Annotated in this window: 19 protein-coding genes and 1 pseudogene; 5 read left to right on the forward strand and 15 right to left on the reverse strand. The window is 43.9% G+C overall.

The window, feature by feature from the left end; all coding sequences use genetic code 11:
- Positions 1-147: 147 nt before the first annotated feature.
- From tkt to yneA, 4 genes are all read right to left on the reverse strand, one after another.
- The gene (gene tkt, locus JJQ88_RS18120; RefSeq protein ID WP_210367451.1) at positions 148-2,157 is read right to left on the reverse strand and encodes a transketolase; all 2,010 of its coding nucleotides are present in this window, start codon (positions 2,155-2,157) and stop codon (positions 148-150) included.
- A gap of 195 nt (positions 2,158-2,352) precedes the next feature.
- Positions 2,353-2,586, reverse strand: coding sequence for a DUF896 domain-containing protein (locus JJQ88_RS18125; RefSeq protein ID WP_210367452.1), 234 nt, complete (start codon positions 2,584-2,586; stop codon positions 2,353-2,355).
- Positions 2,587-2,660: 74 nt separating this feature from the next.
- On the reverse strand, positions 2,661-3,308 hold the full coding sequence (locus tag JJQ88_RS18130) for a YneB family resolvase-like protein (protein WP_210367453.1): 648 nt from the start codon (positions 3,306-3,308) through the stop codon (positions 2,661-2,663).
- 19 nt (positions 3,309-3,327) lie between these two features.
- A complete protein-coding gene (yneA, locus tag JJQ88_RS18135) occupies positions 3,328-3,645 on the reverse strand; it encodes a cell division suppressor protein YneA (protein WP_210367454.1) in 318 nt (105 codons plus the stop codon).
- A gap of 154 nt (positions 3,646-3,799) precedes the next feature.
- Here yneA and lexA point away from each other — a divergent pair, with 154 nt between their 5' ends.
- On the forward strand, positions 3,800-4,423 hold the full coding sequence (lexA, locus tag JJQ88_RS18140) for a transcriptional repressor LexA (RefSeq protein ID WP_210367455.1): 624 nt from the start codon (positions 3,800-3,802) through the stop codon (positions 4,421-4,423).
- A gap of 50 nt (positions 4,424-4,473) precedes the next feature.
- Here lexA and JJQ88_RS18145 read toward each other — a convergent pair whose 3' ends face one another.
- The 3 genes from JJQ88_RS18145 to JJQ88_RS21600 form a co-directional block, all read right to left on the reverse strand.
- Positions 4,474-6,402, reverse strand: coding sequence for an ATP-dependent DNA helicase (locus JJQ88_RS18145; protein ID WP_210367456.1), 1,929 nt, complete (start codon positions 6,400-6,402; stop codon positions 4,474-4,476).
- Between the two features lie 150 nt (positions 6,403-6,552).
- Positions 6,553-6,918 (reverse strand): hypothetical protein, encoded by a 366-nt coding sequence (locus JJQ88_RS18150; protein ID WP_210367457.1) that lies wholly within the window; start codon positions 6,916-6,918, stop codon positions 6,553-6,555.
- A 137-nt stretch (positions 6,919-7,055) separates the two neighbouring features.
- Positions 7,056-7,190 (reverse strand): hypothetical protein, encoded by a 135-nt coding sequence (locus JJQ88_RS21600; RefSeq protein ID WP_282597721.1) that lies wholly within the window; start codon positions 7,188-7,190, stop codon positions 7,056-7,058.
- A gap of 333 nt (positions 7,191-7,523) precedes the next feature.
- Between JJQ88_RS21600 and JJQ88_RS18155 the strand changes: the two genes are divergently transcribed.
- Positions 7,524-7,721, forward strand: a complete 198-nt coding sequence (locus JJQ88_RS18155) for a hypothetical protein (protein ID WP_210367458.1) — start codon at positions 7,524-7,526, stop codon at positions 7,719-7,721.
- Between the two features lie 9 nt (positions 7,722-7,730).
- On the opposite strand, the gene JJQ88_RS18160 is transcribed toward JJQ88_RS18155, so the two are convergent.
- The gene (locus JJQ88_RS18160) at positions 7,731-8,210 is read right to left on the reverse strand and encodes a hypothetical protein (RefSeq protein ID WP_210367459.1); all 480 of its coding nucleotides are present in this window, start codon (positions 8,208-8,210) and stop codon (positions 7,731-7,733) included.
- Between the two features lie 783 nt (positions 8,211-8,993).
- Between JJQ88_RS18160 and JJQ88_RS18165 the strand changes: the two genes are divergently transcribed.
- Positions 8,994-10,193 (forward strand): YeeE/YedE family protein, encoded by a 1,200-nt coding sequence (locus tag JJQ88_RS18165; RefSeq protein ID WP_481748316.1) that lies wholly within the window; start codon positions 8,994-8,996, stop codon positions 10,191-10,193.
- A 34-nt stretch (positions 10,194-10,227) separates the two neighbouring features.
- On the opposite strand, the gene JJQ88_RS18170 is transcribed toward JJQ88_RS18165, so the two are convergent.
- From JJQ88_RS18170 to JJQ88_RS18185, 4 genes and pseudogenes are all read right to left on the reverse strand, one after another.
- Positions 10,228-10,767, reverse strand: a complete 540-nt coding sequence (locus tag JJQ88_RS18170; protein ID WP_210367460.1) for a DJ-1/PfpI family protein — start codon at positions 10,765-10,767, stop codon at positions 10,228-10,230.
- 208 nt (positions 10,768-10,975) lie between these two features.
- Positions 10,976-11,990 (reverse strand): annotated as a pseudogene (locus tag JJQ88_RS18175) (DUF2332 domain-containing protein); the annotation flags it as partial.
- Between the two features lie 332 nt (positions 11,991-12,322).
- Positions 12,323-12,922: a kinase gene (locus tag JJQ88_RS18180; protein ID WP_246861272.1), complete on the reverse strand. Its 600-nt coding sequence runs from the start codon at positions 12,920-12,922 to the stop codon at positions 12,323-12,325.
- Positions 12,923-12,951: 29 nt separating this feature from the next.
- Positions 12,952-13,392 (reverse strand): NUDIX hydrolase, encoded by a 441-nt coding sequence (locus tag JJQ88_RS18185; protein ID WP_210367462.1) that lies wholly within the window; start codon positions 13,390-13,392, stop codon positions 12,952-12,954.
- A 281-nt stretch (positions 13,393-13,673) separates the two neighbouring features.
- Here JJQ88_RS18185 and JJQ88_RS18190 point away from each other — a divergent pair, with 281 nt between their 5' ends.
- Positions 13,674-14,003, forward strand: coding sequence for a DUF4257 domain-containing protein (locus tag JJQ88_RS18190; protein ID WP_210367463.1), 330 nt, complete (start codon positions 13,674-13,676; stop codon positions 14,001-14,003).
- A 499-nt stretch (positions 14,004-14,502) separates the two neighbouring features.
- Positions 14,503-15,018: a phosphatase PAP2 family protein gene (locus tag JJQ88_RS18195; RefSeq protein ID WP_210367464.1), complete on the forward strand. Its 516-nt coding sequence runs from the start codon at positions 14,503-14,505 to the stop codon at positions 15,016-15,018.
- On the opposite strand, the gene JJQ88_RS18200 is transcribed toward JJQ88_RS18195, so the two are convergent.
- From JJQ88_RS18200 to JJQ88_RS18210, 3 genes are read right to left on the reverse strand one after another with little or no spacing between them, the layout of a single operon-like run.
- The gene (locus tag JJQ88_RS18200; RefSeq protein ID WP_210367465.1) at positions 14,986-15,588 is read right to left on the reverse strand and encodes a hypothetical protein; all 603 of its coding nucleotides are present in this window, start codon (positions 15,586-15,588) and stop codon (positions 14,986-14,988) included. The genes JJQ88_RS18195 and JJQ88_RS18200 overlap by 33 nt on opposite strands.
- Before the next feature lie 15 nt (positions 15,589-15,603).
- On the reverse strand, positions 15,604-15,951 hold the full coding sequence (locus tag JJQ88_RS18205) for a DUF4181 domain-containing protein (protein ID WP_210367466.1): 348 nt from the start codon (positions 15,949-15,951) through the stop codon (positions 15,604-15,606).
- A 30-nt stretch (positions 15,952-15,981) separates the two neighbouring features.
- Positions 15,982-16,506, reverse strand: coding sequence for a GNAT family N-acetyltransferase (locus JJQ88_RS18210; RefSeq protein WP_210367467.1), 525 nt, complete (start codon positions 16,504-16,506; stop codon positions 15,982-15,984).
- Between the last annotated feature and the right edge of the window lie 161 nt (positions 16,507-16,667).

The raw sequence follows: 16,667 nt of genomic DNA on the forward strand, positions 1-16,667 counted from the left end.
GAAATTTCCTATCCAATAAAGGAAAGCCGGATTTTATTCCAAGAATCTGGAATAAAATCCGGCTTTTTCAAGTAGCCACTGATTTCAAATGGAACATAACCGGGTTCGGGAATTCTCGAAATCCCTGTCCGTTTCGATTTCAGAGTTTTAGTTTTGCTCAAGCAATGCTTTTACACGCGCGACAACATTGTCTACAGAGAAACCATATTCCTCCATGATTCTCTCTCCTGGTGCGGAAGCGCCGAATGTATCGATGGACAGGACTTCGCCTTCATCGCCTACATAACGGTGCCAGCCAAGTGAAGAGCCCATCTCGATGCCAAGGCGTTTCTTGACAGACTTAGGAATGACGCTCTCTTTGTATTCCTTGGACTGCTGCTCGAATCGATCCCATGATGGCATGCTAACAACAGAAACATTGATTCCTTCTGATGCAAGTGCACTCTGTGCTTTGACAGCAAGTCCTACCTCAGAACCTGCCGCAAGCAATAACGCATCTGCTGTTTCTTTCCCTGCAGGGGAAACGACATAAGCGCCTTTAGATACACCTTCATATGCGTTCTTGTCTGTGCCTTTGATTGTTGGCAGGTTCTGGCGTGTCAGCACTAATGCGGTAGGTGTCTTCGTCGATTCAACTGCCAGTTTCCATGCTGCTGCCGTTTCGTTTCCATCCCCAGGACGGATCACAGAAAGGTTTGGCATGGCGCGCAAGCCTGCAAGCTGTTCAATCGGCTCGTGGGTAGGGCCATCCTCGCCAACAGCGATGCTGTCATGTGTGAACACATATGTGACAGGCAGCCCCATCAAGGCAGCAAGACGGATGGCTGGCTTCAGGTAGTCAGAGAATACGAAGAATGTTCCCCCGAATACTTTCAATCCACCATGGAGCGCCATTCCGTTGAGAGCGGCTCCCATTGCGAATTCACGGACACCGAACCAGATGTTGCGTCCTTCGAATGAACCTGGGAAAAAGTCGCTTGATCCTTTGATCATTGTTTTGTTTGATCCAGCAAGGTCAGCAGACCCGCCAATCAGGTATGGAAGGTTTTTAGCAATGCCATTCAATGCTTCACCCGAAGAAGCGCGGCTTGCAAGGCTCTGTCCTTCCTCATAAACTGGGAGATCCTGATTCCATCCTTCGGGCAGCTCTCCCTTCATTGCTTTTTCAAGCTGGGCTCCGAGCTCCGGATATTCACTCTTATAGCTGTCAAAAAGTTCATTCCATTGTTGTTCTGCTTTCTCACCTTTGACGGCGATTTGCTGTTTGAAGTGATCATATACTTCATCCGGCACATAGAAATCTTCTTCGAATGTCCACTTATATGCTTCTTTCGTCAGCTTCAATTCTTCTGCTCCAAGTGGTGCACCGTGGACATCCGATTTTCCGGAAAGATTAGGGGAACCATAACCGATGACTGTTTTCACTTCAATCAATGTCGGACGGTCTTCATCCTTCTTGGCTTCTTCGATTGCTTTCGCAATAGCATCAAGATCATTCCCATCTTCCACGCGCAAATATTGCCATCCATATGCCTTGAATCGGTCAGCAACGCTTTCGGAGAATGACTTGTCGAGATCACCGTCAAGCGAGATATCATTTGAATCGTATAAAACGACCAATCTACCAAGCTTAAGGTGGGCTGCAAGGGAGGCTGCCTCTGCTGATACACCTTCCATCAAGTCGCCATCCCCGCATATGCCGTATGTATAATGGTCAACAACATTGAAGTTATCCTTGTTGTAAACAGCTGCAAGGTGACGCTCTGCCATTGCCATCCCGACAGCCATGGCAATTCCTTGTCCTAGTGGGCCGGTTGTCGCGTCAACACCTGCTGTATGGCCGTACTCAGGGTGCCCTGGAGTTTTGCTGCCCCATTGACGGAATTGTTTGATATCATCCATGGAGACATCATAGCCTGCAAGGTGCAGTAAGCTGTATAGAAGCATGGATCCGTGTCCGGCTGATAATACAAAACGATCACGGTTAAACCATTCTGGGTTTTTAGGATTGATATTCATGTAACGAGTCCATAGGGTATAAGCCATAGGTGCTGCTCCCATCGGCATGCCCGGGTGACCAGAGTTCGCTTTTTCAATTGCATCAATCGACAAAGTCCGAATGGAATCGATCGATAGCATATCAATTTTATTAAACATTCAATACATCCTTTCTATATAGATACTTGCTACATCATTTATATTATAGCGGGAACAATCATTATACAACAAATTGCATCCAGGGGAGACAGAAAATAAACGAATCTTCCCTTTTTAGACACATTCCCTATTCCCTATTATCTTTCCTCAATAACAAAAACAGGATACATATTTATGTATCCCGTATATCGCCTATTAATGAAGTTTGTTTTTGCTTTGCAATTCTTTCAATTTATCAGGCGTAACATCATTTCCCTCAGGATCGACAATCGTTACACCCTTGAGGGTATTGAGCATCGAGGACCGGAATGACTGAAGATACTCAGCACGAAGCCTGGATTGTTCCTTCGCCTCTTCGTCAGTCAGCATGGACTCTTTTGCTTTTCTAGCCAGCTCGTTGATTCTTGCGATTTTATCACTTGATAGCATGGTAAAGCTCCTTTGTAAAAAAGTTACGTCACCAGACATGTTACTAGAATCATTTATGTTTTACAAGTTTGAGACTAACTTTCCCTTGACTCAATGTATTCCAGATACCTCCTGTTAACGGTTGCCTTTGAGACATCGAAACCAAATCCCCTTAGAGTCGCAGCTATTTCAGAAAAGGTCAATCCATTGCTCCTTAATTTCACAACCTCTTCAATCGGGATTTCCTTCCGGTCCCGCCCTGACTGGCTGCCGTGATTTTTCAGGTTCCTTTCCGGCTTATACCCACGTTCGATTGCCCGCTGCATTCCTCGTTTAATTTTGATATTATGGATTTTTCTTTGGTATTCCTCGACCATGCTGACTATTTGCAGCACCATAGAATCCGATTCGGAAAGCTGCAGTTCCCCATTATGGGCAATGCTGTACAGCTTTACATTTTCCTTTAAAATGCAATGGAGGAGCGCAACCTTGGCGTTCCCCCTTCCAAGTCTCGTCTCGTCCTGAATGAGCAATGCACCGATTGATCGATCCTTTATTAACTCTAGCAGCTCGAGAATTCCTTCTCTTTCAAGATCGTATCCGCTCGCCTGCTCCTTGATGACGGATACCACATCGAACCCATAGCTTGCCGAAAGGCGGATCAGCTCCTCCTCCTGCCTCGCGAGCGAAGTTTCCTGTGTTTCCTTTGTTGTGCTTACACGGCAGTATATGATTGCTTTCATGATAGCTCCTTAAGTAAACTTATCTTCCGCTGTCTGCAATTTGGGAAATCTCTTCCCGTTCCGCATTCACTGGGATGACCAATTCGTCCCCAGGGTAAATCTTTTCATCCATGATTCCATTTTCCTTTTGCACCCATCTGACAAATTCGCTTTCAGAAAGATTATGCTCTTCGGAAAAAATATCGGCGATCTCCCAAAGCGACTGGCCTTCTTCTATTGTAACAGTTATGTATGAATCATCGGATGAATTCAAATGGACTTTTGCAACCAATGAAAAAATCAAACTTACAGCTATAAGCACAATTGCATATGAGTAATGATTCCAAAGTTTTTTCATGTCCCTAACCCCTTTATCGAATATGCGTTCGGTTATTTGAATTTATTATAAACCGAACATTTGTTTCCTGTCAACCAAAAATTCGAACTTATGTTTGTATCCACCGAACAGACATGCTATAATAATGACAAGAAACGATACGAGGTGCTTTAACATGACAAAGCTATCAAAAAGGCAACAAGATATATTCGAGTTCATCAAACAAGAAGTCAAGAAGAAGGGGTATCCGCCATCAGTCCGCGAAATCGGCGAAGCAGTCAGTCTTGCTTCCAGCTCCACTGTCCACGGACATTTGGCAAGACTTGAAAGCAAGGGATTGATCCGCCGTGATCCAACCAAACCGCGCGCGATCGAAATCCTGGAGATCGAAGAGGATGCACGGATTCCTAAGTACAACGTTGTCAACGTCCCTGTAGTAGGTAAAGTAACAGCCGGTATGCCAATTACAGCAATTGAAAACGTCGAAGAGTATTTCCCACTGCCTGACCGCCTCGTACCTCACGATGAGCAGGTTTTCATGCTGGAAATCATGGGGGACAGTATGATTGAAGCCGGAATCCTAGATGGTGACTATGTCATTGTTAAACAGCAGAAAACAGCAAATAACGGCGAAATCGTCGTTGCGATGACAGAAGAGGATGAAGCGACTGTCAAGCGTTTCTTCAAGGAAAAGGATTACTTCAGACTGCAACCGGAAAACTCGGCAATGGAGCCAATTATCCTCCGGAATGTTTCCATCCTTGGAAAAGTAATCGGCGTCTATCGCCATATGCACTAAAAAAGCAAGCGGCCCACACCGCTTGCTTTTTTTTGATATCTATCGATCCATCAGACCGATTGTATTGCTTCTACAGGAAGGACCTGATGTATTTTCCCACTGAAAAGGGCTTCCTGATCCGGTTTGATCCAGATGTGTACTGTTCCATGATCCTGGCTGCTCCTTATCAATCTTCCGACTCCCTGCCTCAATCGCAAAAGCATGTATGGAAGGTCAATTTCGAGCCATGGATCAAGAGCATGCTTCCGTTTCGCCTCAAAGACTGGATCATGCGGAGGGAATGGCAAAGAGGCAATCACCACCTGTGTCAATGACTCTCCGGGTACATCAAGGCCTTCCCATAAGCTGAATGAACAGAAGACTGTCGTCTTTTCTGCCTGGAATTGCTTTACAGTTTCACTGATTTCCCGGTCACCTTCATATACGATTGCAAATGGCCAATCATTCTGGTCTGCCCAGTTCCTGAACCTGTCCATTTCCCCGGAAGAAGAAAATAACACAAGCGCCTTCCCGCCTTTACTTCTTAGGTCCTCCCCTATCTGCTCCCATTTGGCCTGTTCATCGTTCTGTACATGTCTGAATAGTTCCATCCGTTCTGCATAATCAAAAGGCGAGTCAACTGTAAATGAATCAAACTGGTCGATTCCAAGGGTCTTTGCAATGTAGCTGAAATCACCGGCTTGGGATAAAGTTGCAGAAGAAAAAACGAACGGAATCGTTTGTGAAAATACTTCCTTTTTCAAAATATCTTCCACAAGCCTAGGCATTATGATGAACGATGTCTGGACACCATTTTCCTCCAGCCAGTAAATACCTTCATCATTCTTAAGAAAAATGGAGAGCCCGTAAGCGAAAAACTCAAGATACTCCTCCATGATTTTCAAATGATAGTCATCAATCATGAACAACTCGGCATCAAATACAAGCTGGTCCAGCAGCTCACTCACCTTTTCCTCCAGCTTCTCCGCTGTCTTCATGATTCCATCTGTTCGAGGCACTACCTTACGGTTCGATCCTTCAGTACCTGGAGTTTGCGCTGACAGCATGTCGAACCAGTCATCGTTCAACGCAAGGATCTCCTCGATCAGGTAAAGGGACTCCTCCCTTACATCCTGGTTCAAGTAGCCTGTCAGAACAGAATCCAGCGTTTGCGAATTGAATCGATAGGTCAATCCTTTTTGGGCAGCAAATTCCAACAGATGCCCTTCATCGAAAATCACTGTGCTTGCATCGGGCAGCAGTGGCATCTGCCCTTCACGCCTGCGTGATTCCTTTGTCCAAATATGCTCCATATAAAAATCATGGGAGCAAATGACAAGATCAGCAGAACGATGATAATATCCCCGATTCAGCGTCTGGCCGCAGCGGTGCCGCCAATTGCACGTTGAGCATTGCTGCAGCGGGTCCCAGGCAATACTCGCCCACTTGTCATTTGAAACCCAGGGATATTCCTTGCGGTCGCCATAACGGCTGAAGGTGTTCATTGAAATACCTTCATCCAAAACAAAGTCAGGCAACCGGTCATGGACATCGAGAATGTCATCATCCTTTGTTTTGGCCGACAAATCATCCAGCTTTCTCACGCAAACATATTGGTCACGGGCTTTTGCCAAGCGGACATCCACTTTAAGACCCAGTGCCTCTTCAAGTTTATCAATGTCCCCGCCTTCTTTTACGAGCTGCTCAATCAGTGTTTCATCCGAGCAGGAAATGATCGCAGGTTTTCCCATATAACGCGCATAAAAGATCGCATAGAGCAGGTAAACGAATGTTTTGCCTGTTCCAACACCTGCCTCGGCAAAAATGATGCCCTTGTTCTTGAACGCCTGTTCGAGCTGGAACGCCATATAAATTTGCTCATCCCGCAGCTCATACCCTTTTTCGGGCAAAATGTCATAAAAAACATCCCCAATATAGTCACCCAATAAATCAAAGAATGTATTTTCCTTCGTGATAGCAAATGGAAGTTTGTTCGTCATGCAGTTACTCCTTCAATAAAGTTCATTAAAAGCCAGACCTTTATCATAGCAAACATAAGCTTGTTTTGCATTCAGAATTTGTCTTTGCAAAGAATGGGAAACCCTTCATATAAGAACAGAAATCCAATTTGCTTCTGCGTCCCAATTTCCTCAATGCCCTTCATGTCGGAAGATCACGTCTGAAAATGCCCAGGCAAGAGCGAAACCAAATGATAATCCATAGTCAAGCAGGCCCGATGAAGGTTTCACCAACAATGAAACAATAGATAAGATGGCAAAAAGGGATGTGAACTTCCAAACCCGTTTCCAAAGTTCTTCCTTAGCCATCGTTCTCGTGCTTTTAAGGATTATCACAATCTGATAGAATGCGTAAATCAATAGAAAAAGCGCAAACCCAATGATGAATTCACCCGTCCATGGACGTTCTACACCCTTTAAGATTATATAAGTCGTCGTTAACAGGCCTGAAAGGAACAATATGAACAATCCGATATTGATCCGACGTTTAGTATGCATCAAACTTCCTTCTTTCCTTGGACAAAATAAAAAAGGGGTTGGTAAGCTATTTGCCGAGTAGCCATAAACCTGATCGTCCGCCTCTTAGACAAGAAATCAGCTCTTGGATAACCATTCACTTTGAATAGCTCCTTTACTCATAGCTGCGTGATGCCCCATATGAACGACTCTAAAAGGGTACTATCGTTGCTTATATTCTTATTTTCCGTCAACGCCAGTTCATCGATCAGGTCTTTTTTATAATCGTTCGGGCATGTTTTAATCTTCTTCAAAATATAATTCCGCGCCAATGCCCTCATATCTTGCTATCTGTGGCTTAGCAATTTCATCCCATTCTACATTCCGCAGTGATGATTAGATCACACCCAGGCATTCATGGTCCACTATGATCACTTCCTCACTGGCAGATCCATTTTCCCTGATATCCCTTACATCGATTCTGACTAATGTATTACCGGGAGTACAACCGATAATGGCAAAAGATGCCTGCCAGATGAAAAGTTATTGTTTCCATTTCAATTATTCTCCTACTATAAATATAGATAAACAGGCACCTTAATGGAGCAAAATCAATATGTTGTCTAAAAAGGATGGTGCTGTATCTCATGGACCATACTGATGGAACCTTCGCTTCAGACCTGGTTATCGCGTTGCTGGATATTATTGTGGTCCTACACGTTGAAGATCATCCCGTTATGGGAATTGCCTTGCTCGCCCTCTTAAAAACAGTTACCAATGACCGCTTGCTGAGGATTTTATTCATCCTTTTTATTATTGTTGTAGGTTCATTCAATTTTAAGTAAAATGCCTTTTTAGTCTTGACGCTCATCCACATGAATGACAAAGGTATAGGACACTTCCCCATTTTCCCACTTTGCGATGACTTCATAAATGTAATGCCCTGATTCACCTGGTACCTGGATTTCATCGTTTAGAGGATTTTCCAACTTTGTTTTTTCACTTAAATTATGTACAGTTATATCAGGCTCCTGCTCAAGCATGATTGCCAGCTTTTCATCAGGCTGCACTTCAATTGGGGCAAAATTATCAGCTATTTGAAAGGGGCTGGCTGCATCGGTCGTCAGTGTAGAGTTTCCTTTACGCCATTTATAATTCCCCTTCTCCATTTCATATGTTTGTTTGTCCGTCTTTACATATCCTGCCGTTTTGGGAGGAAATTGCCCTTTTTCAAAAATAAATTCTTTCCCGCTGCCTGTTGTTTTTTCTGAACATCCAATTAGGGACATAGCAGAACAGATGATCAGGATGAAAGTTGCAATCTTCTTCCTCAATCCACTTCCCCCTTTTGTTACATATACAATATGACGGAAAGTATCGATGATTGTTTCGTTTAAGACAAAAAAATTTTCCGGAAAGAATGCCCATAGTCAGTCTCTGGGCATTGAAGAAGTAGCGTGTACTTCCCACACACTGATTCTCTCCATTCCTGAAATGATTGGTCTTGCCTTAGTTATCAATCTTTTCATAGCTCCAAGGGAAGGGATGCCTGATGCGTTTGTCCATTGCTCCATTCCTCATACACAAATACAGCATGGGGATCTTCAACAGAGACACTTACTAAATATACATCGTATCCGTCTAAATCCTTCATTGAATCAACAGCTTCCTACGAGATCTCAACTAGACTATCGCGTTCGCCATCCTTCACTGTAAACTTTCCAAACAAACCGAATTTCTTCACTTCATCAACCAACCCGAATATTTTTTCCATCTTATAGTTCTCTATATTGGTGATTGTAACCTACATTCTCTATTGATATTTATTTAATAGTAATTCTCCTGGTATAGCGGTATGGAAATCGCAAGTCCAATAAACTTTTTCTCGTGATTTTTCTTTCCAGTTTATCAGGGGAATTTTGTGTACTTTTTACAAATCAAAAATTGTCCAGGCAGGGGGTTTACAATAAGAAAAAAATAGGATAATATGAATACATTCTTTAATTCCAACTATTTTTATAGGAAAAGAGGAGATATATTTGGCACAAAGCCGTCTATCCTCCGGTTCGACTGTCGCATCCGTAAATTCGAACTGGGATAAGAAGTCAACTACTTTCATCGCTCCGCTCAGCCCAGTGCAAAGGCCTCTCGTTCTGCTCGGTACCATTGCAGCATTCATTATATATATCAGTATTGTATTTGTTGTGAACTGGACTCAAGGCACTTTATTCATCATTGGGCTTGCCCTTGGAATGACCCTGCTTCATGCCCGCTTCGGCTTCACTTCCGCCTTCAGAAGATTGGTTTCCGTAGGCAATGTCCAGGGATTGCAGGCACATATGCTGATGCTGGCTATCGCTTCAACCCTTTTTGCGATTATATTAAGCTCTGGATTCACGTTCACTGGAGTTGCTCCTGAAGGAAACGTCTCGCCGGTAGGCATCAGTTTGATTGTTGGTGCGTTCCTGTTTGGAATCGGGATGCAGCTTGGCAACGGATGTGCTTCCGGTACACTTTATGCTGTTGGAGGAGGAGCGTCCTCCATGGTGCTGACACTGATTTCGTTTATAGCTGGTTCTGTCCTGGGGGCCTACCATTTCACCTTCTGGATGGAGGACACCCCTTCTCTTCCGGCGATTTCGCTCGCTGAATCAACAGGTCTTGGTTATTTTGGAGCATGGATTGTCCAGCTCCTGGCTTTTGCTGTAATTTACTTTGTCACCATTCAAATCGCCAAAAGGAAGAAGCCGCCAATGATGAAGCCGCTCCCGACCATAGGAGGCTTCAAGAAAATTGTCCGCGGCTCGTGGCCGCTCTTTGGAGCTGCGATTGTTCTTGCACTATTGAATGCCTTAACACTTGCTGTCAAAGGAAATCCATGGGGGATTACATCCGCTTTTGCCTTATGGGGCGGTAAAGCATTGATGGCCATTGGAATAGATGTTTCAACATGGGGTTATTTTTCGGGATCCAAGGGAGAAGCGCTTGCGAACACTGTCCTTGCTGATGCTACAAGCGTCATGAACTTCGGGATCATCCTGGGAGCCTTCGTTTCCGCTGCAGCGCAGGGAACGTTCAAACCAACGAAAATCAAGCCAGGCATCGCTGGAGCAGCCATCATCGGCGGATTGCTGATGGGATACGGCGCACGCCTTGCTTTTGGCTGCAACATCGGCGCCTATTTCAGCGGAATTGCATCCTTCAGTATCCACGGCTGGATCTGGGCTGTCATGGCATTGCTCGGAACATTCCTTGCCCTCTTCATCCGTCCGCTATTCGGATTGAAGAATCCCAAATCGACAGATTCGATTTGCTAGAATGAAAATGTCCCCGAATATCCGGGGACATTTCTTATTCTCTATACCATCTTTCATCGAATTCGAGATTCAGCCCTCTTCCTAAAAAGCTGGCGAATTTGATGAATCCTCTTCCACGCGCGGTTATCAAATTTCCGTCCTGCACGACCAGCTCTTGTGAATAATTGTCCAAATCAAACACGCCCGAAGCCTCCATAAACTGTTTTGTAAGCCCGGCAGTATACTTCTTGCCTGTTAATACTCCTGCTTTGGCAAGCAATAATGGCGAACTGGATATACCTGCAATCACTTTCGCTTTCACCGCAGCCTGTTTTATAAAATCGATGTAACCATCTTGGTTGCCAATCGCCATGATATCCATGCAGCCTGGCAATAGCAGACTATCAATTTCTTCAAGATTTGCCTCCGCATAAGTTGTATCTGCCACGCAGGAAAGCCCTGACTCACCTTTTATTGGCAATTTATCCATCCCTATCGTCATGACTGGCTTCTCTCCTTGCATAAGGATCGACAGCGCCACACTCACTTCATATTCACTGAATTGCGGATAAAGCAAGACAGCTGTTTTCTGCAAAGCCCCCACTCCTTTATCTTCTATTTATGCATGCACCCTGCGTTAAGCCCTTCCTCATTCACCATCATCTTTTTGAATCCCTTTTTTAGGTCATCACCCCCAATCAACAGAGTATTTACGAAGATCACCCTTGCCCTTCCACAGACCCGGCTTTCGATTTTCCGTCATTGTAAATTTTTTCAAAGTTTCCTGGGCCTCCATCATACAGCCAGCTAAACCAGCTTCCATGGTCATCCGTTTCTGCAATCGTGTTCAGGCTTTCCTCTTCATCAAGGTAATAATCAAGATGGAGTTTTCCATCCTGGATATTGTTATAGATGTGAAAAATATTCCTGTTCTTGCCGATTTCCTTTATGGTATCTAGAAGTCTATTATTTGTTAAAGGGCTCATTTGGTTGGCTACATGCGTATGGAATATACAAAGAGTTTGATTTGGAGGGATTCGCCCTGAAATCCTTGAAAGCCATTCCACGCCGTCTCCCTCTATAAATTTGATATCCTGGTCCAAAACATAGGCGGCAGCTTTTTCAAATAATCTGCGCCGGTTTTTATGTTCTGGCCAAATAAGCGCATTTAACCATAAAAAATCTTGCTCGTCTGATAAGTCGTTAATCTTCAGATCAATTCCGACCCTTGTTCCCACTGGAGGACTATTTAACGGCAGCAAAGGTGTTCCTTCACCTCTTATTTCCGAAACAATCTGCACGGTTGACGCTTCTTTTCCATATAAACTGCCACTCCCGTATGAATATCCGTATTGATCCCATAACAGTTGGAGTCCAGCGCTCGTCCCGATTTCGACTAAAGCGAGCGGGCTGTTCGTCAATTTATGAATATAAGCAAATACAGGATAAAGGTAGGCACAGCGCCGCACTTCATTCGTCTGGACTATTTTCGTTTTCAGTATGTCATCTACTTCGTTCCTATATTTCCGGCAAAAATCCTTGAAATAAGGAAAAAACTTCTTCAACTCGAACCGGCTCCACGCTTATGTTCGGATAAAATCTCCTCAGTGGATGGGCCATTCCTGCCAACAGCAAATAATGAACTGCACCAAAAAGCAAATTGGGTACTGGCTGCCCTTTTCGCGCTTCAACTGCCAATTCAAGAATCTCTTCGTCCTTGGCAATCATCAGGGAAAGAAATTCATAGAGATTGCTTGTACCGGCACACTCATTTGTTGCGAATGTTCTGAATCTTTCCGAGAGATTTATTGTATTCAACGGCAGTCCTCCTCAGAATTCGTTCAAGATCCAACCCAGGACCGTTATTCATATGTTAAAAGCAGTGTTGGGTTTTGAATACCTGTTGGTTGAAACGGAAGGCACGCCCGCAGAAAGCAGACGACTAAAACCGCCGCGTCCTGCGGCAAAGTCAACCCTAGGACTTCCTGTCCGCCAGAGTGGCTGGAGTGGAAATCAACAATCAAATTTAACATAGCTTTATTAAAAATGGACAGTTATGCAATGAAAATATGAAAATGGACGTGGAGACCAGAGATATCTATACGATAAGGAAACCAGCAAGCATTGAAAAAGGCAAATGCTTTATTGATTCAAAACCGACAGTTTATGTTGTGTCCAATGACTATATCAGCTATATTCTGCGGATTGACCAGATCGAGGTAATGATCCCTCGCTGGCCAGTATCGGATTCTAAATTTCTCCTTTTTCATCTGTGTTCCAGAGCTCTCTCTTTTGAAGCGGACTTCACGGGGACAATCCAAATAAATGACATAGTCGAAGAACTTTCTCCATTCCTGTCGTTGCAGGAAAACCCCTTCAATGAGGATTAGACCTTCCTTTGGCAAGTTCACTTCTTCAATTGCCACTTTGTCTGTATATTCATCATAGAATGGGAGCTTCAGTCCTTCATCTCCTTGAAGTTTATCAAACAAATTTTCGCTTAGCCAGTCAACATTCCATTGCAGTTGATAATACTCATACCATTCCTCATTCCCTGTCTCATATCGTCTGTTCCTCTCAACTATGTGGTCGTCAAGGTGGAATATATGACAAGGAAGGTCCTTTTCGTGAATCTTCTGGCTTAATTCGCTGACAAAGGTTGTTTTCCCGGAACGGCTCAGGCCATCGATTCCCAAGACGAAGCGTCTTCCGGGAGTGATTTTGGCTATTAACCTTGTTATGGCATCCATTCTATTATCCTCACCGTTTCCAATCAGCATTAACTCGATATCCTTTTTTCCTGGAACAGCATTTCTGCTTGCTCGATGCTTTCCTTGAGCCAGGATGGTGCATCATGGTGCTGATCTATTTCTTCTGCAGTCATCCATAAAATCCTTGTTACTTCTTCAGGATTTTTTGCAAAAGGCTCGCCTGCTTCTATTTCACATAAAAAGACGATGTCAATGACTTCCCTTCCATCCTCAAGGATAAAAGAAGTGTTGAGGACATACATCATTTCTTCCTTGATCGCAATCCCGACTTCTTCGAAAAACTCCCTTTTCAAAGTCCGCTCCAATATGCCAGCCGAGATTCCTTCATGATCAACTGTACCGCCAACCAATGATAGCAGACCGCCGGCATGCTCTTCATTAACGCTCCTTTCGATCACCAGCCATTTTCCGCCTCGAGTTATTGCCCCTTCCACATTCACTATGAACATTATTTACTTCTCCTTTATTACAATTATATTTTTAATTCTCTTTTTATATTGTTCATCCTTCTTTTAAGGCAAAAGGCCTGTTAAATTTCTGGAAAACGCCCAATTTCCAATTAAAATCCTTATTTCAAAAAAGTTACACTTACTTATTCCTAATTTTAAATGACAGAAAATTCGATAAATTTACACATACTAAATTCCTTTGCAAACTTGTATAATGATATTACACCAAGAATTACCTAAGGTCCCCACCTAAAATCCAGACTTTAGGAGTGTGAAGAGGAATGTTAGAAAACATTTTATTCGCAATGTTGATTGGTGGATTTGTCGGAATGGCAGGTCATGTGAGAAAAAGGGGGAAAATCATCAAGCCTAGAAAGACAAAGAAGTTCATTTACCTTGGGTTCTTGGAGGAAGTGATCATGGGGGCTTTAGCTGCAGTTTTGCTGGTCATCTCATCCGAGGCGGATTCTTTGCTCAGAGTGCTCTTCATTTCAATCATGGCCGGTTTTGGGGGTGATGCCATCCTTCGAGGATTAGAATTCATCCGCTCAGACAGGCTGAATCAGGAAAGGGAGGATATTGGCAATGAAAAGACCAATACCCTTCAGTAAGGAGAAAGAAGTTTGCGGCACCGTAGGTCAAGCAGCTTCACAAGTGCTTGATTTTTTTTTGAGAAAGGACTTGGGTAACAATTTGATCCGCTTGTCCTCCATTTAATTTGCCTCCCCATTCATTCCTCTCGAACTTTCATCCATGCCATCGCTATCTTGGCCCTCTGCTCACGAACATTTGCGTTTGGCTCATGATTTCCCAAAGGTGCTGCACCAGGTCATCCTCCCCCGGGGCGAACCGTTTATCTCAAATCCCATCGCACTGATTCCAATAGGTTTCACGGGTTCTCCCAGCAAAAATATAACCACGGGTACCAGGAAATGCTCCTTTCAGGAATGTCTATCCGAACATGCTGAATCAATCCTTGGCCAGAGCTTGGCCAGATTGTCCCAAAATTCCCCTCCTTTCTTCCTGCTCGATGTTCTAGCCCTTTTTTTCTCCCCTTGTATTTTATAAACAATCTCGGGAACAGTAATAAAACAAGGGGGAATCGTAAACATGGATCTTAGGTTTTTTTGGCTCATCAACCAGCTGTCTGGGCGTAATCGCACTCTTGATAAATCGATGATCCTCATTTCGAATCGAGCTCGGTATATCTACTTTGCCATCCTGGCAGTCCTGTTTTTCAAAAATCCGACCAGCAAAAGGGCGGCTATTGAGGCAGGAAAATCCATTTCTTTGGCTTTGTTCTTCCATATTCTTATAAAAGCCCTCAGCTTCCGGCCAAGGCCATTCGTGAAAAGGCGTGTCGGCATCCTGATTCCATCAAAAACTGATTCAACATTCCCAAGCAAGCACACATTGCTTGCGTTCAGCACATCTGTTTCGATCTTTTTTCATTATCGAATCCTTGGGGCCTGGATGCTGTTCCTTTCGGCCTTGACTGGTTTTTCCCGTATCTGGGTTGGCCACCATTATCCCTCAGACATCTTGGGAAGCTCTTTGGCCGGATTGCTGTCCAGTTTGGCCATCAGGATTTTTTCAAGAAATAAGCAAAGCCAGATTTTTGATTAGCTCTGTCCTGCGGTCCTTTAAAAATATGTCCTCGATGGAAACTACGCTGTACCATGGCGCACATGTAAAATCACTCAGCCGGATTTTGTCAAAAATCAAGTCGATCTTCAATCTATTGTGCGTCTCTGTTGTCCGGGCTTCCGAAGACAATTCCAGGTATAATTTTTGCATATTCTCGTCATCGAAGACCTTTTCGATGGCGATTTTTCCAGCAATGGAATCCCACCATGCTGAAAAAGCTAATATGCTCTCCTGAAACCCATCTTCTCCCTTTTTATTGGTTTCATAAAGTGTGGGGAAATAATCCTTTTCTGAACAGAAAATCTTTTTATGGCCAAAACGCCAATCCTCTGTGCTTTTCCGAACTTCTTCATACCATACTTTCCGGAACGACTCCCGGAATTGACTCGGTCCAATAATCCCCCACTTTGAATGGTCAATATATGGGAACAATGGGCGGTTACCACTTTCTCTAAACTGATTCAGATATATATTCTGCATAAAAATCAGGTAGTTCAATGAATATGGCGCATTTACCTCCATTTCAAATGAAATTGCGGAAGAACCCATTCTCTCTCCACCCTTTTAAAATATTTTCATCAAATATCCAACACCGATGAAGATTATAAACATTCCAAGTCCTGCTGTTGTCACTATGTATTCTTTTCTTTCACGCTCATGTTTCCATTCCATGAACGCACGGAAGCCAAAAAATACGATAAAGTATGCAACCAGGAACTTCGACCATTCATCTATGTACCACATCATGATGAGGAAAACTGCCAGCATCGCCCTTTCTATCCATATGTGCTTCCGATTTACTCCCTCATAGAACAGGCCCTTGCTTCTCCTGATTCCACATTTCTTTATGAGTAAATATTCGACTGTGACTCCGATGGCTAAAGCAATTACGATAAAAACAAGGATTTTCATTTTCTGCTATCGTCCCCGCCGATACCTTGGTTATCTTTCAATCCAAAACCTTCTCACTACATTTCCATCTCCCTCGGTAAAACTTCTATCTTCAACACCGCCATTTTTCATGATTGTCCGAGCTGACGCGATATTGCTTTCATCGCAAACAACCAGCACTTTTTCTATTCCAAGTTCCCGGGACACTTTTAAGGATACAGCAAGGATTTTTGTAGCGTACCCTTTCCTTCTTTCAGAAGGACGGATCCCATAACCAATGTGGCCGCCGCAATTGAATAAGTGCTCTGTCAGCCCATGCCTGATGTTCACGGCGCCTAGAATACGATTTCCCTCATTTACGAGCCAATACGTCGAATCGCACACCCAGCCCTCCGGTATGCCGATTCCCTGCTCATTGTTCTGCAAAAACCTGACCATTTCCAGAAAGTCAGTTGGATCCTTTTCGATTACCCAGGGAATCATAGCCTCTCCACTGCCCTTCCATTCCCGATAAAAATCCTTATATTCCTTTTCCAGTTCTGGCGTTGGTTTGATTAATCGAACAGTATTTCCCATCCTTCATTGCCCCCGTTCCCTTTAGTTTATTATACCATTTTTTGTTTATATCTGTTAAACCTGGGTGTTGATTTCCACTCCAGCGACATGCTTTCCGCGGGGCGTCAGTGGAGCTGGTCCAGCTTCAGCGCTTAGCCCGTCCGAGTCGCTTCGCTCCTGCC

Origin of the sequence: Bacillus sp. REN3 (assembly GCF_017912555.1) — a bacterium.
Lineage (GTDB): Bacteria > Bacillota > Bacilli > Bacillales > Cytobacillaceae > Mesobacillus.

Coding starts and splice junctions, on each gene's coding strand:
- tkt (WP_210367451.1), bottom strand. CDS start 2,157: ATGTTTAATAAAATTGATATGCTATCGATCGATTCCATTCGGACTTTG.
- JJQ88_RS18125 (WP_210367452.1), bottom strand. CDS start 2,586: ATGCTATCAAGTGATAAAATCGCAAGAATCAACGAGCTGGCTAGAAAA.
- JJQ88_RS18130 (WP_210367453.1), bottom strand. CDS start 3,308: ATGAAAGCAATCATATACTGCCGTGTAAGCACAACAAAGGAAACACAG.
- yneA (WP_210367454.1), bottom strand. CDS start 3,645: ATGAAAAAACTTTGGAATCATTACTCATATGCAATTGTGCTTATAGCT.
- lexA (WP_210367455.1), top strand. CDS start 3,800: ATGACAAAGCTATCAAAAAGGCAACAAGATATATTCGAGTTCATCAAA.
- JJQ88_RS18145 (WP_210367456.1), bottom strand. CDS start 6,402: ATGACGAACAAACTTCCATTTGCTATCACGAAGGAAAATACATTCTTT.
- JJQ88_RS18150 (WP_210367457.1), bottom strand. CDS start 6,918: ATGCATACTAAACGTCGGATCAATATCGGATTGTTCATATTGTTCCTT.
- JJQ88_RS18155 (WP_210367458.1), top strand. CDS start 7,524: ATGGACCATACTGATGGAACCTTCGCTTCAGACCTGGTTATCGCGTTG.
- JJQ88_RS18180 (WP_246861272.1), bottom strand. CDS start 12,922: ATGGATGCCATAACAAGGTTAATAGCCAAAATCACTCCCGGAAGACGC.
- JJQ88_RS18185 (WP_210367462.1), bottom strand. CDS start 13,392: ATGTTCATAGTGAATGTGGAAGGGGCAATAACTCGAGGCGGAAAATGG.
- JJQ88_RS18190 (WP_210367463.1), top strand. CDS start 13,674: ATGTTAGAAAACATTTTATTCGCAATGTTGATTGGTGGATTTGTCGGA.
- JJQ88_RS18195 (WP_210367464.1), top strand. CDS start 14,503: ATGGATCTTAGGTTTTTTTGGCTCATCAACCAGCTGTCTGGGCGTAAT.
- JJQ88_RS18200 (WP_210367465.1), bottom strand. CDS start 15,588: ATGGGTTCTTCCGCAATTTCATTTGAAATGGAGGTAAATGCGCCATAT.
- JJQ88_RS18205 (WP_210367466.1), bottom strand. CDS start 15,951: ATGAAAATCCTTGTTTTTATCGTAATTGCTTTAGCCATCGGAGTCACA.
- JJQ88_RS18210 (WP_210367467.1), bottom strand. CDS start 16,506: ATGGGAAATACTGTTCGATTAATCAAACCAACGCCAGAACTGGAAAAG.